The 12,155-nt window shown below is 71.2% G+C and carries 13 protein-coding genes; 3 read left to right on the top strand and 10 right to left on the bottom strand.

Annotation, left to right across the window (positions count from 1 at the left end):
* Both AOK03_RS14290 and AOK03_RS14285 read right to left on the bottom strand, forming a co-directional pair.
* Window positions 1–654 (bottom strand): TerD family protein (locus AOK03_RS14290; protein WP_167355608.1); only part of this gene is annotated, 654 nt, incomplete at its 3' end.
* A gap of 117 nt (window positions 655–771) precedes the next feature.
* Window positions 772–1,395, bottom strand: a complete 624-nt coding sequence (locus AOK03_RS14285) for a M48 metallopeptidase family protein (RefSeq protein ID WP_055565624.1) — start codon at window positions 1,393–1,395, stop codon at window positions 772–774.
* A gap of 203 nt (window positions 1,396–1,598) precedes the next feature.
* On the opposite strand from AOK03_RS14285, the gene AOK03_RS14280 reads away from it, so the two are divergent.
* Together AOK03_RS14280 and AOK03_RS14275 are read left to right on the top strand one after the other, a co-directional pair.
* Window positions 1,599–2,738, top strand: coding sequence for a ThiF family adenylyltransferase (locus tag AOK03_RS14280; RefSeq protein WP_055565623.1), 1,140 nt, complete (start codon window positions 1,599–1,601; stop codon window positions 2,736–2,738).
* Window positions 2,739–2,779: 41 nt separating this feature from the next.
* Complete coding sequence (locus AOK03_RS14275; protein ID WP_055565622.1) at window positions 2,780–4,186, top strand: ABC1 kinase family protein; 1,407 nt, start codon at window positions 2,780–2,782, stop codon at window positions 4,184–4,186.
* 13 nt (window positions 4,187–4,199) lie between these two features.
* Here the strand turns inward: AOK03_RS14275 and AOK03_RS14270 are convergent, their stop codons facing one another.
* The 5 genes from AOK03_RS14270 to AOK03_RS14250 form a co-directional block, all read right to left on the bottom strand.
* Window positions 4,200–4,391, bottom strand: a complete 192-nt coding sequence (locus AOK03_RS14270) for a hypothetical protein (protein WP_055565621.1) — start codon at window positions 4,389–4,391, stop codon at window positions 4,200–4,202.
* A gap of 119 nt (window positions 4,392–4,510) precedes the next feature.
* Window positions 4,511–4,834 carry a hypothetical protein gene (locus tag AOK03_RS14265; RefSeq protein WP_055565620.1) on the bottom strand — a complete coding sequence of 108 codons (324 nt, stop codon included), beginning with the start codon at window positions 4,832–4,834 and terminating at the stop codon, window positions 4,511–4,513.
* Window positions 4,831–5,199, bottom strand: coding sequence for a WhiB family transcriptional regulator (locus AOK03_RS14260; protein WP_055565619.1), 369 nt, complete (start codon window positions 5,197–5,199; stop codon window positions 4,831–4,833). The genes AOK03_RS14265 and AOK03_RS14260 overlap by 4 nt, the downstream gene beginning before the upstream one ends.
* A 170-nt stretch (window positions 5,200–5,369) precedes the next feature.
* A complete protein-coding gene (locus AOK03_RS14255; protein ID WP_055565618.1) occupies window positions 5,370–5,711 on the bottom strand; it encodes a hypothetical protein in 342 nt (113 codons plus the stop codon).
* Window positions 5,712–5,874: 163 nt separating this feature from the next.
* The gene (locus AOK03_RS14250) at window positions 5,875–8,160 is read right to left on the bottom strand and encodes an ATP-dependent DNA helicase UvrD2 (RefSeq protein WP_208609540.1); all 2,286 of its coding nucleotides are present in this window, start codon (window positions 8,158–8,160) and stop codon (window positions 5,875–5,877) included.
* Between the two features lie 69 nt (window positions 8,161–8,229).
* Here AOK03_RS14250 and AOK03_RS14245 point away from each other — a divergent pair, with 69 nt between their 5' ends.
* On the top strand, window positions 8,230–8,484 hold the full coding sequence (locus AOK03_RS14245) for a mycoredoxin (protein ID WP_055565616.1): 255 nt from the start codon (window positions 8,230–8,232) through the stop codon (window positions 8,482–8,484).
* Between the two features lie 425 nt (window positions 8,485–8,909).
* Here AOK03_RS14245 and nudC read toward each other — a convergent pair whose 3' ends face one another.
* The 3 genes from nudC to AOK03_RS14230 all read right to left on the bottom strand — a co-directional run.
* Window positions 8,910–9,857, bottom strand: a complete 948-nt coding sequence (nudC, locus tag AOK03_RS14240) for an NAD(+) diphosphatase (RefSeq protein ID WP_055565615.1) — start codon at window positions 9,855–9,857, stop codon at window positions 8,910–8,912.
* Between the two features lie 121 nt (window positions 9,858–9,978).
* Window positions 9,979–11,376: a dipeptidase gene (locus tag AOK03_RS14235; protein WP_107098003.1), complete on the bottom strand. Its 1,398-nt coding sequence runs from the start codon at window positions 11,374–11,376 to the stop codon at window positions 9,979–9,981.
* Window positions 11,377–11,386: 10 nt separating this feature from the next.
* Window positions 11,387–12,155 (bottom strand): PD-(D/E)XK nuclease family protein (locus AOK03_RS14230; RefSeq protein WP_167355607.1); only part of this gene is annotated, 769 nt, incomplete at its 5' end.

Genomic DNA, 12,155 nt, shown 5'->3' with positions numbered 1-12,155 from the left:
GGCCGGGGCAGGTGCCTGAGGCGGCGCGGCACCGGCCGGGGCGCCGAACGCGGGCGGCGCGGCGGCCTGGGCGGGCGGCGCGAAGGAGGGCGCACCGGCCTGCGGCTGCGGGGCTGCGGGCTCCTCCTCGGCGACCTCGCCGCCGAAGTTGCGCAGCAGCGCGTCGAGCCCGCCGTCGAAGCCCTGGCCGATCGCGGCGAAGCGCCAGACGTCCTTCAGGTAGAAGTCGCCCAGCATGACGGCGCGCTCCGTGGAGAACTCCGTACCGGTGAAGGCGTAGCGCACGACTTCCTCGCCGCCCGCGACGATGCGGATGTACCCGGACGCGACCTGCGACATCTGTCCGGCGCCGTCAATCGTCGCCGTGAACGAGAGGCGCTGGATCTGCTGCGGGATGCGGTCGAGCGTGACGCGGAAGGACTCGGCGTCGCCCGCCTGGGCACCGAGGAGCTGGATCGACTCCTCGGGCGACTTCGGCTGGTTGAAGAAGATGAAGTAACGGTCGTCCGAGAGCCGCTCGCTCGCGTCCAGGCCGAAGCAACTGATGTCGAACGTCAGTCCCGGCGCAGAGATCTGTACGCCGACGTACAGATCGGTCCCTGCGGTGAGGTCACTGACCTTGGCCTTGTGGCCGCGTTGGAATTCCCTGGCCATACGTAACGACCGTCCCCCATCCCGAATGTGAATGCGTCGCGTCAGGCTAACCGCAAAGTCCGACAGCGAGCGAAGCCGGTACAGACCCGCTACACAACTGCGGGATCCGGCGGACGTTCACTCCTCGCGGGCGGTGGGCAGATGGGGCAGCCGACCGGCCGCCACCACCCCTTCGAGGTACCCCCTGGCCCGCTCCGTGCGGGGGTAGGCCTCAAGAAGATGCCAGAAGCGGGGGCCGTGACCGGGGACGAGGAGGTGGGCGAGCTCATGGACGAGGACGTAGTCCACGACGTACTCGGGCATGCCCTGCAGCCGGTGCGAAAGGCGGATGCTGCCCTCTGCCGGGGTGCAGGAACCCCACCGGGTGTTCTGGTTCGTGACCCAGCGAACGGACTCCGGCCTGGCACGTCCGCCGAAGTACTGATCGGAGAGCTGTCCCGCGCGCTCGGCGAGCTCCGCGTCACCGAGGAGCCGCTTGCTCTCCTGGGCCGCGAGCTTGTCGAGCATCACGTTGACCCAGCGCTGCTCCTCCGCCTCGGACATGCGGGCGGGGATGAGGACGACGGTGCGGTCGCCCTCGCGGTACGCGGAGACCGTTCTGCGGCGGCGGGCGCTCCGTCTGACCTCCACCGCGCTGGCCCCCGCGCCGGACGGCGACGGGCTGGTCGTGCTGCGCTGTGGAGCTCCGGCGCGACGCGCTGAGGTCTCCCCAGCGACACGAGGGGACGGGTCGGCGGGCACGCCACGACGTTACCCGCTGGGCATAGGGGAAGTCCCGCCTCCGGGACGGTTCGGCGCTGTTCCGCTCCCCGTCTGCTTGATTAGTACGACGAGTATCCACCGCCTGTGGACAACGCGGCGCAGGCGTTCGGTGAGGCGGGCATTCTGGCATTCGATCGAGCGCGGCGGACGGGACCGCGCCGACCGGCCGACGGGGGACGACCATGCATCCGATCTTGAAGTCCGCGCTGCGTCGCGGCTGGCGGGACCTGAGCACCGTGCAGTTCGGCGTGGCGCCCGCGCACGCCTTGGTGCTCGGCCCGATGGACACGGCGACCAGCAGCTTTCTGACCCTGTTGGACGGCACCCGCGGGGTGCCTCTGCTGCGTGAGGAGGGCAGGCGGATGGGCCTGCCCGACGGTCACGTGGACAGGCTGCTGGGAGAGCTGTCGCGGGCCGGTCTCCTCGACGACTCGACCGGCGGCGGCCCGGCGGCCGACACGCTGCGCGAGCGGGGCGAGACCCTGGACCGGCTGCGGGCCGACGTGGCCTCGCTGTCGCTCCTGTCGCCCGAGCCGGGCGATGCGATCGCGAAGATCGCGGCGCGCCGGGCCATGCGCGTGCGGGTCCAGGGCGCCGGGCGGGTGGGCGCCGTCGTGGCCTCTTTGCTGGCGGGCGCTGGGGTCGGCCGGGTCGACGTGCGGGACGGCGGGCATGTGCGGCCGTGGGATGTCGCGCCGGGCGGGCTGCCCGCCGAGTCCGTGGGTGAGCGCAGGGACACGGCCGCGCGCCGCGTGGTGCGGCAGGCGGCGCCCGGCCGTCCGGCCCGGCGGTCCCCGCAGAGCGTGGAGCGGGCAGGGGCGGGGCTGTCCCTCGTGATCATCGCCCCGCGGGACGGTCTGGACGCGTATGCCCCGGCCCCCGCGGCGGCCGAGGAGCTGCTCGCCTCGGGCACCCCTCATCTCTACGCCGGAGTGATCGAGGGGACGGGCGTGGTGGGCCCCTTGGTCCTGCCGGGGACGACCGCGTGCGCCGAGTGTCTGTTCCGACAGCGCGCGGACCGCGATCCCACCTGGCCGCGGATGCTGGCCCAGTGGCGCTCGGGTCACTCACGACATGTGCCCGCGTGCGACCTGGCTCTGTCGGCCTCGGTCGCCGGGCTGACGGCGGGGCACGCCCTGGCCCTTCTGGACGGCGGGCCGTCGGCCTGCGCGGGGGTCCGCTGGAAGGCGAGCATTTCCGGATTCGAGTGGCTCTCGAGCCCGATTTGGCCGCATCCATCATGCTCTTGTGGGGCGGGCGTGTCCGTTAAGGGGGATCGGCCCACCGCTCAAACAGAGCCGCACGCAACAATGGCCGGGTAACCGCCTGACAAGGCGCGGCTGTCTGGGACTTGGAGGGGCGCATGTCTGATCTTCCCCGGAAGGCGGTCACCCGTACCGCCAAACTGGCCGCGCTGCCACTCGGCTTCGCGGGGCGCGCGACCTGGGGCCTGGGCAAGCGGATCGGGGGCAAGTCGGCGGAGATCGTGGGGCGCGAGCTGCAGCAGCGCACGGCCGAGCAGCTGTTCAAGGTCCTCGGCGAGCTGAAGGGCGGCGCCATGAAGTTCGGGCAGGCCCTGTCGGTCTTCGAGTCGGCGCTGCCCGAGGAGATCGCGGGACCGTATCGCGCGGCGCTGACGAAGTTGCAGGAAGCGGCCCCACCGATGCCCACCCGCACCGTGCACTCCGTCCTGGAGGAGCGGCTCGGCGAGGACTGGCGCGACCTGTTCCTGGAGTTCGACGACAAGCCCGCCGCCGCCGCGTCGATCGGCCAGGTGCACCGGGCCGTCTGGTCGGACGGGCGCGAGGTCGCGGTCAAGGTCCAGTACCCGGGAGCGGGCGAGGCGCTGCTGTCCGACCTCAACCAGCTCAGCCGGTTCGCCCGTCTGCTGGGGCCGCTGATCCCGGGGATGGACATCAAGCCGCTCATCGCGGAGCTGCGCGACCGGGTCTCGGAAGAGCTGGACTACGCCCTGGAGGCTCAGGCCCAGCAGACGCACGCCGACGAGTTCGCGGACGACCCCGACGTGGTGGTGCCACAGGTGGTGCACCAGAGCGACCAGATCCTGGTGACCGAGTGGATGGACGGAACACCGCTCTCGGAGGTGATCGCGGACGGCACGGAGGAGCAGCGCGACCGTGCGGGGCAGCTCCTGGCCCGCTTCCTCTTCTCCGGTCCGACGCGCACGGGGCTGCTGCATGCCGACCCGCACCCCGGAAACTTCCGGCTGCTGTTCGACGAGAAGGCGGGCTATCGCCTCGGAGTCCTGGACTTCGGCACGGTCGACCGGCTGCCCGACGGGCTGCCCCCGACCATCGGCAGGTCCCTGCGGATGACGCTGGAGGGCGAGGCCGACGCGGTCTACGACATGTTGTGCGAGGAGGGCTTCGTCAAGGAGTCCGTCGACCTGGAACCGCAGGCGGTGCTCGACTATCTGCTGCCGATCATCGAGCCCATGGCGGTCGACGAGTACACCTTCACCCGGGCCTGGATGCGCAAGCACGCGGCTCGGCTGGCCGATGTCCGCTCCCCCGCCTACCAGTTGGGCCGGTATCTGAACCTGCCGCCCGCGTACCTCCTGATACACCGCGTGACGGTGAGCACGATCGGGGTGCTGTGTCAGCTGGGGGCGACGGTGCGGATGCGGGACGAGCTGGAGGAGTGGCTGCCCGGCTTCGTGGAGGAGACGGAGCCCGAGGCGGCCGAGGAGACCGAGGCGGCCGAGGAGAGCGAGTTGGCCGAGGACGGCGGCGCGGCGGTGGAGGCCTGAGGCGTGGCGGGGCTCACCACCAGTCGGAGTCGAGACGTCCTTCGATGGCTCTGATGTTGTCCCGGGCACAGGCGTCGCAGAAGTAGCGGCGGACGCCGTTCTCCACGGAGCAGGTCCAGGTCGGCGGCGTGCCTTCGGCGACCTTGCCGCAGCGGGAGCACACGAGATTCTCCGGCTCCGAGGGCCGGGGGTTCTGCTGTTCCACCGGGCGACCATATCGCCGCACGGGAAAGATCGGTGAGCACAACGCACCGCGGGGGACGGTCCGTTCGGACCGTCCCCCGCGTGCGTTGTCTCGTCGTGCCGAACCGCGTTCCGCGGCTCTTACTGCATGACCGCCATGGCGAGCGCGCGCCGGGCACGCAGCGAGGCGCGCTCCGCGCGACGCTGCATGCGGCGGGCCGCCATCAGGCGCTCGGCCGGGCGTTGAGCGTCGGCTTCGCGCATGCGTTCGTGCATATGCGCACGAGCCATGGCTTCTGGGATGAGTTGCATCTCACGGGTCCTGTTCTGACGCGGAACGTACGCGCCGGTGGTGGTGAAGTCTGGGGTGGTGGAGCCGGCGGGCTCGCTGGTGGCTGCCTTCATCGGGGCCTGCTTCTTGGGGTCGTGCGTGAGGGGGCGATCGATCGTTCCGGCGGTGTTCATGCGACGACCGGGTTCTTGCGCGGGCGACCACGGGGCCGCTTGCGGGCAACGACGACGCCCTGGACGAACAGCTCGCCGCCCCAGACGCCCCACGGCTCACGCCGCTCCTTGGCACCGGCGAGGCAGGCCTCCATCAGCGGGCAGGTGCGGCAGAGGGACTTGGCGTACTCGACGTCGGCCGGCGACTCCGCGAAGAAGACCTCCGGGTCGTAGGCACGGCAGGGGACGGGTACGCCGAGGTTCTCGATGGCGTCGTCGAGCGCGGTGAGCGCAGTCAGGGGGGTCAAGGTCGGGTCCTCCGTGGGTGCGGGCGGGGGGAGCGTCTGTGAAGGCGGTACGGACGGGGCGTGCGCTTCGAGTTGCACGGTGGTGTTTTCCTCGTCTGGTCGTGCCGGCCTGGGTCGGCCGGTTGGCGGCTGGTACCGGGTCTTGCTGTCGGCCCCTTCGCTCTGTTCTCCCTGTTCTGGGGAAAACAGAAGGGCCGCGGATCCCGGGTGGGGTTCCGCGGCCCTGAAGGCGCCGGTCTGATCGAGGATCAGACTGGATCACTCCAGGGTTCGAGCCCACGGAAGGCCCACATCGTGTGGTGCTGCGTCGTCTGCTTCCGGAATCCGGCACCGGCTGCCGCAAAGGCATAGGCCTGGGCCTGCGCCTCCGCTACTGCTGCTTCCGGTGCCTTGGTCGGTCGCTCATTGCCCTCATTGGCCTCGCGGACGGGAAGACCGGCGAGAGGCAGCGGGGCGGACATCGGACGGATGGCGGGGATGCCGCCGGACAGACCGGTGCCCTGGTTCGAGAAGCCGAGCAGGCAGGAAGCGACGACCGAGCGATCGGTCATTTTCGCGGTGCTGATGAAGCTCTCGTTGATGCTGATCACTGGAATTCGCCTCCTCTCGGCGTCTAGGGGATCGGCGTGAACCGATCCTGCGGACTATCAAGTACAGCACGAAACCTCGGCTTCGGAGAAGCCGCCGTTTCCGTGTTAAGAACCTATGGGTCTTCCTTGCGCATGCGCAAACTATTTTTTCGACGAGTTTGAATCATTCTCCGTCGGCGCCCCTTACACGCTCCTGACCTGCACAGATAGCGAGTACGTCAGCTCCGAAGCGGTGGAACTTGCGGACGCCGACGCCGGGGATCCGTGCCAGCTCGCCCTCGTCGTCGGGCACCGCCTCCGCGATGGCGATCAAGGTTTTGTCCGTGAAGACGCAGTAAGCGGGCTGTCCCAGCTCCCTCGCCTGGCCGGATCGCCACTCCCGCAACCGCTCGTAGAGCCCCTCGTCCATGTCGGACGGGCAGTCCTCGCACCGCATGAGCTTCATCTCGCCCGCCTCGGTCAGGGTCCGTCCGCAGACCCGGCAGCGGGCGGGCGTACGGCTCTTTCGCTGCCGACGGCCCGCCACGGGGCCCGTGGCCCCGCCGCTGCCGCGCTCGACGCCGCCGGGGCCCCCGGGATTGCCGCCCGCCGCCCGGGCCGCGGAGCCCGGCCGCAGTCCGTCGAGGAAGCGGCTGGGACGACGGCCCGGACGGCCGCCCGGCGAGCGGGAGAGGGCCCAGGAGAGGGAGAGGTGGACCCGCGCGCGGGTCACTCCCACATAGAGGAGGCGGCGCTCCTCCTCGATCTGCTCGTCCGTCTTGGCGTACGTGATCGGCATCATGCCCTCGGCGAGGCCCACGAGGAACACGGCGTCCCACTCCAGACCCTTGGCCGCGTGCAGCGAGGCCAGCGTGACGCCCTCGACGGTGGGCGCGTGCTGGGCGTTCGCCCGCTCGTCCAGCTCGGCCACGAGGTCGGCGAGTGTCGCCTCCGGCCTCGCCCGCGCGAAGTCCTCCGCGAGCCGCACCAGCGCGGCCAGCGACTCCCAGCGGTCGCGCACCGCCCCGGACCCCGCCGGGGGCTCCGTCGTCCACCCCTTGGTGGAGAGCACGGCCCGCACCTGGGAGGGGAGGTCGACCACGTCGTCCAGGAGCGCGTCGTTGCCCCCGAAGCGGGCGGCGCCGCGCAGGGCCGCCCCCGCTTCACGCACCTCCGTGCGCTCGAAGAAGCGCTCGGCACCGCGGAGCTGGTAGGGCACGTTCGCGTCGGCGAGAGCCTGTTCGTAGATCTCCGACTGCGAGTTCGTACGGAAGAGGATCGCGATCTCGCTGGCGGGGACGCCGTCGGAAAGGAGGGCGCGGATGCGGCGGGCGGCGCCTTCGGCCTCGGCAGGTTCGTCCGCGTACTCCACGTAGATCGGCTCGACGCCGGGGTCGCGCTGCGAGATGAGCTCCAGGCGGTGGTCGGCGGCCCGGCCGCGGGCCTGGGAGAGCAGGCCGTTGGCGAGGTGGACGACCTGGGGGGTGGAGCGGTAGTCACGGACCAGCTTGACGACCGTGGCGCCCGGGTGGCGGGTGCGGAAGTTCAGCAGGTGGTCGGGGGTCGCGCCGGTGAAGGAGTAGATCGTCTGGCTGGCGTCGCCGACGACGCAGAGGCTGTCCCGGTCGCCGAGCCAGAGCTCCAGGAGGCGCTGCTGCAGCGGGCTCACGTCCTGGTACTCGTCCACCACGAAGTGCTGGTACTGGGCCCGGATCTGTTCGGCGATGTCGTGGCGGTCCTGGAGGATGCCGACGGCGAGCAGCAGCACGTCCTCGAAGTCGATGACGGCGCGGTCGCGCTTCAGGTCCTCGTACGCCGCGTACAGCTGGGCGATCTCGGCGGGGTCGCGGGGAACGTCGCGGCCGGACTTCGCGGCGGCGGCCGCATAGTCCGCGGGGACGGTCTGGGTGACCTTTGACCACTCGATCTCGCTGGTGAGGTCCCGCAGCTCGTTCCTGTCCAGGCGGATGCGGCAGGCCGCGGCCGCGTCCGCGACGAGCTTGATCTTGCGGTCGACGATCCGGGGCAGCGGGCCGCCGACCGCCTTCGGCCAGAAGAACTGGAGCTGGCGCAGAGCCGCGGAGTGGAAGGTGCGGGCCTGGACGCCGGAGGCGCCGAGCTGGCGGAGGCGGCCGCGCATCTCGCCCGCGGCGCGGTTGGTGAAGGTGACGGCGAGCACACTGGCGGGCTGCAGCATTCCGGCCCGCACTCCATAGGCGATCCGGTGGGTGATCGCCCGTGTCTTGCCGGTGCCGGCACCGGCCAGGACGCACACCGGCCCGTGCAGGGCGGTGGCGACCTCGCGCTGCTCGGGGTCGAGCCCGTCGAGCACCGCGTCGGGAGAGTCCGGGACCTGCGGGAAGAGGGTGGAGTGCGTTGCTGATGTCACCCAGCCAGCTTGCCAGGTCCCAGGGGGCGGGTGAGTCCGTTGTCCACAGGGAGGCGGAGCCGGTCGTACTAATGCGGGAATGGTGGCCGGGTCGCGTACGTTCGATCCATTGCGAAGACGCACCCCGAGCACCTAAGGAGCGCACAAGACATGCCGGGCACTGTGACGATGTACAGCACCACGTGGTGCGGCTACTGCCGCCGCCTCAAGGGGCAGATGGACCGTGAGGGCATCGCCTACACCGAGATCAACATCGAGCAGGACCCGGACTCGGCGGCCTTCGTCGAGAAGGCGAACGGCGGAAACCAGACGGTGCCGACCCTCCTGGTCGTTTCCGACGCCGGTAGCGAGTCGGTCATGACGAACCCCTCGCTCGCCCAGGTCAAGCAGGCCCTCGGCGCTTGAGTGCCCCAAGTGATCACGATGTGAGCACTGCACTCCACACGGACAGACCCCCGCCGCCCGGCACGGGTGCGGGGGTCTTCTGCTGCCCGAGGATCCACCGGCAGGGAGCCGCGGCCTTCGGCAGATGCGGGGGGGCATTTCGTCGTCTCCCCGCACGACCACACGGGCTCGCTCGGGCCTGGGCACGCGGGCAGGACGACGAGGGGCTCATCACGCTCGGCCGGTCGGTCGCGAAGGACGCGGGCAAGGACAGGGCAGTGACCGTGCAGCGGGGCAAAGACTCCGCCAAGGAGTCGGGCATCCCGGCTCTGACGGAGGACGCGAACGCCCGCTGTCTGGTGTCGGTGGTGCACACCTACCTGAAGTAGGCGCTCGCCCCTGGCACGGGGAGCCGCCCACTCACCCCGTCCACGGTGCGGGCGGGCTCAGCCCACGGTCCCCGGTTTCGGCAGGGGCTTCCCGTACCAGAGCTCGATCAGCCGGGCCGCGATCGAGATGCCGTAGGGAGGCAGGACCTCTCCGGACTCGAATGCGGCCCGCAGGTCTTCCCGGGAGAACCAGCGGGCCTCCTCGATCTCCTCGCCGTCCACGTTGATCTCCGAGGACGTCGCGTCGGCCATGAAGCCCAGCATGAGGCTGGAGGGGAAAGGCCAGGGCTGGCTGGCGACGTACTCGACGTCGCCCACCGTGACGCCCGCCTCCTCGAAGACCTCGCGCCGCACCGACTGCTCGATGGACTCCCCCGGCTCGACGAAGCCCGCGAGGGTGGAGAAGCGCCCCTCCGGCCAGTGCACCTGGCGGCCGAGGAGGATGCGGTCCTCGCTGTCCCTGACCGCCATGATCACGGCCGGGTCCGTGCGGGGGTAGTGCTCGGCGCCGCAGGCCTGGCAGCGGCGGATGTGGCCCGCCGCCGCGATGACGGTGCGCTCGCCGCAGCGCGAGCAGAAGCGGTGCAGGCGCTGCCAGTTCTCCAGAGCCACGGCGTGCACCATCAGGGCGGCGTCCCTGGGCGGGAGCAGGAGCCCCGCCTCACGCAGCCCGGCGGGGCGCGCCGACTGGTCCATGCGGCCCGGCAGGGTGTCCTTCTGGAGCGCGAAGTAGCTGACGCCGTCGTCGTCCGTGCCCAGGAAGTAGCGGTGCTCCTCGGTGAGGGGCGCTTCGAAGGCGGGCGTCATCACCAGTTCGGTGTGGCCCTCGGACGTCTCGTCGATGAGCACCTGGCCGCCGGAGACCACGAAGACCCGGGTGGTGGGGTGGCTCCAGGCGGCGGCGAGCCACGCCTCGTCCATGCGGTGGTGCGCGGCGCGGTCGATGCCGCTCGGCGCGGTCAGCGAGACGGGGCGGTCTGCGGTGCGGTCGGTCCAGGTGGTCACAGGTGCTTCCAACTCCCCCGATGGAATGGGTGGTTCAGCAGGACGTGCGGCAGGACGTGGGGTGGTGTGTGGAGCGGGGCGCGGAGCGGGGCATGCTCGGCGGCCGGGCGGATCTCGGTGTTCATCCGCGCCAGTTCTCCGCGAGGTCGCCCCAGAGGTGGGCGGTCGTCTCGACGCCCTTGAGCAGCAGGTCGATCTCGACCTTCTCGTTGGGCGCGTGCCAGCCGTCGGAGGGCACGGAGATGCCCAGGAAGAGCACGGGCGCGCCGAGGACGTCCTGGAGGTCGGCGGCAGGTCCCGATCCGCCCTCGCGCGTGAAGCGGATCTTCTGCTCGAAGGCACGGCCCATGGCGCGCACGACGGACTGCAGGGCCGGGTGGTCGAGCGGGGTCAGGCACGGGCGCGTTGCGGCGGCGAAGGTCACCGTGTGGCGGATACCGGCCGGGACACGGTCGGCGGCCCAGGCGCGGACGGCCCGCTCGATGTGGTCCGGGTCCTGTCCCGCGACCAGCCGGAAGGACAGCTTCACCAGGGCGGACGACGGGATGATCGTCTTGCTGCCCACTCCTTGGTAGCCGCCGCCGATGCCGTTGACCTCGGCGGTGGGGCGGGCCCATATCCGCTCCAGGGTGGTGTGTCCGGCCTCGCCGTGGGTGCCGTGCGAGTGCGCCGTGCTCAGCCAGCGCCCCTCGTCGAAGGGCAGCTCGGCGAAGAGGGCGCGCTCGCGGTCGGTGAGTTCGGTGATGCCTTCGTAGAAGCCGGGGATCGCCACGCGCGCGTGCTCGTCGTGGAGGGCGGCGACGAGGCGGGCGACCTCGGTGGCGGGGTTCGGCACGGCGCCGCCGAAGGATCCCGAGTGGATGTCCTGGTCGGGGCCGTGCAGTTCGATCTCGCACTCGGCGAGGCCGCGCATGCCCGTGCAGACGGTCGGGGTGTCCTCCGACCACATGCCGGTGTCCGAGACGATCACCGCGTCGGCGGCGATGCGGTCCTTGTGGGCCTCGATGAGCGCGCGGAAGTGCGGGGAGCCGGACTCCTCCTCGCCCTCGACGAGCAGCTTGAGGTGGACCGCGGGTGCGGTGCGGCCGGTGGCGGCGAGGTGCGCGCGGACACCGAGGGTGTGGAAGAAGACCTGGCCCTTGTCGTCGGCCGCTCCGCGCGCGTGGAGGCGGTTTCCCTTGAGGACGGGCTCGAAGGGGTCGGTGTCCCAGCCGTCCTCACGGGCCGCGGGCTGGACGTCGTGGTGGCCGTAGACGAGGACGGTCGGAGCGTCGGGATCGTCGGAGGGCCACTCGGCGAAGACGGCGGGCGCCCCGGGCGTCTCCCAGACCTCGGTGGTCGGGAAGCCGGTCTTCCGGAGAGCGGCGGCGAGCCAGTCCGCGCTGCGGCGCACGTCCCCGGAGTGGTCGGGCTGAGCCGACACGGACGGGATGCGCAGCCACTCGGCGAGGTCGTCGAGGAAGGCGGCACGGTGGTTCTCGATGTACGTGCGGACGGCGCTGTCCGGTGTCTCGCTCATGGTCACGAGCCTATCCGCCATCCGGGGTGGGCTCGTCCTGCGGCTCGTCCCCCGGGGCCTCGGCCGGTTCCTCCATGAGGAGGCGTTCGAGCTGGGCGCGGCCCGGCAGGTTCCTCGGGCGTGCGGTCTCCCCGCTGCGTACGTAGAGGAAGGCGGCCTTGACCGATTCCAGGGGGACGCCCTGCTGCTCGGCCCAGGCGAGTCGGTAGACGGCGAGCTGGAGGGGGTCTGCCGTGCGGGTGCGGCTGGTCTTCCAGTCGACGATCTCGTACGTCGCGTCGGCTCCGTCGCCCTCCTTGTAGACGGCGTCGATGCGGCCCCTGATGACGCGGCCGGCGATCACGAACTGGAAGGGGACCTCCACGCGGTGGGGCACTCGGTGGGCGTACTCGGTGCGTTCGAAGGCTTCCTTGAGGGATTCGAGGTCGCGCTCGTCGGCGATCTCGGACTCGTCGGGGGCGCCGCCCGGCAGGTCGTCCGGGGAGAGCATCGGCAGGGTGAGCTCTTCGAAGCGGGACTCGATCCAGGCGTGGAAGCGGGTGCCGCGGCGGGCAGCCGGCTGCGGTGGGCGCGGCATGGGCCGGGCGAGGTCCCGTGCGAAGCCGTCGGGGTCGGCGGCCAGCTGCATCAGCTCGGACGCGGTGAGCGAGGGCGGCACGGGGATGTCCCTGACGGCCTCGCGGGCGCGCAGGAGCTCGCCGGTCAGGGCGTCCAGGTCGCGGTCCCAGGAGGCGAGGGTGCGGGCTTCCTCGGGGGTGAGGGGGGTGCCGGGCTCCTCC

This window comes from Streptomyces atriruber (assembly GCF_001418325.1).
Lineage (GTDB): Bacteria > Actinomycetota > Actinomycetes > Streptomycetales > Streptomycetaceae > Streptomyces > Streptomyces atriruber.
This window is presented reverse-complemented; position numbering and strand designations above follow the sequence as displayed.

What these genes read in the sequence shown, in the direction of transcription:
- AOK03_RS14280 (WP_055565623.1), top strand. Translation starts at nt 1,599, where the DNA reads ATGCATCCGATCTTGAAGTCCGCGCTGCGTCGCGGCTGGCGGGACCTG.
- AOK03_RS14275 (WP_055565622.1), top strand. Translation starts at nt 2,780, where the DNA reads ATGTCTGATCTTCCCCGGAAGGCGGTCACCCGTACCGCCAAACTGGCC.
- AOK03_RS14265 (WP_055565620.1), bottom strand. Translation starts at nt 4,834, where the DNA reads ATGAACACCGCCGGAACGATCGATCGCCCCCTCACGCACGACCCCAAG.
- AOK03_RS14245 (WP_055565616.1), top strand. Translation starts at nt 8,230, where the DNA reads ATGCCGGGCACTGTGACGATGTACAGCACCACGTGGTGCGGCTACTGC.
- AOK03_RS14235 (WP_107098003.1), bottom strand. Translation starts at nt 11,376, where the DNA reads ATGAGCGAGACACCGGACAGCGCCGTCCGCACGTACATCGAGAACCAC.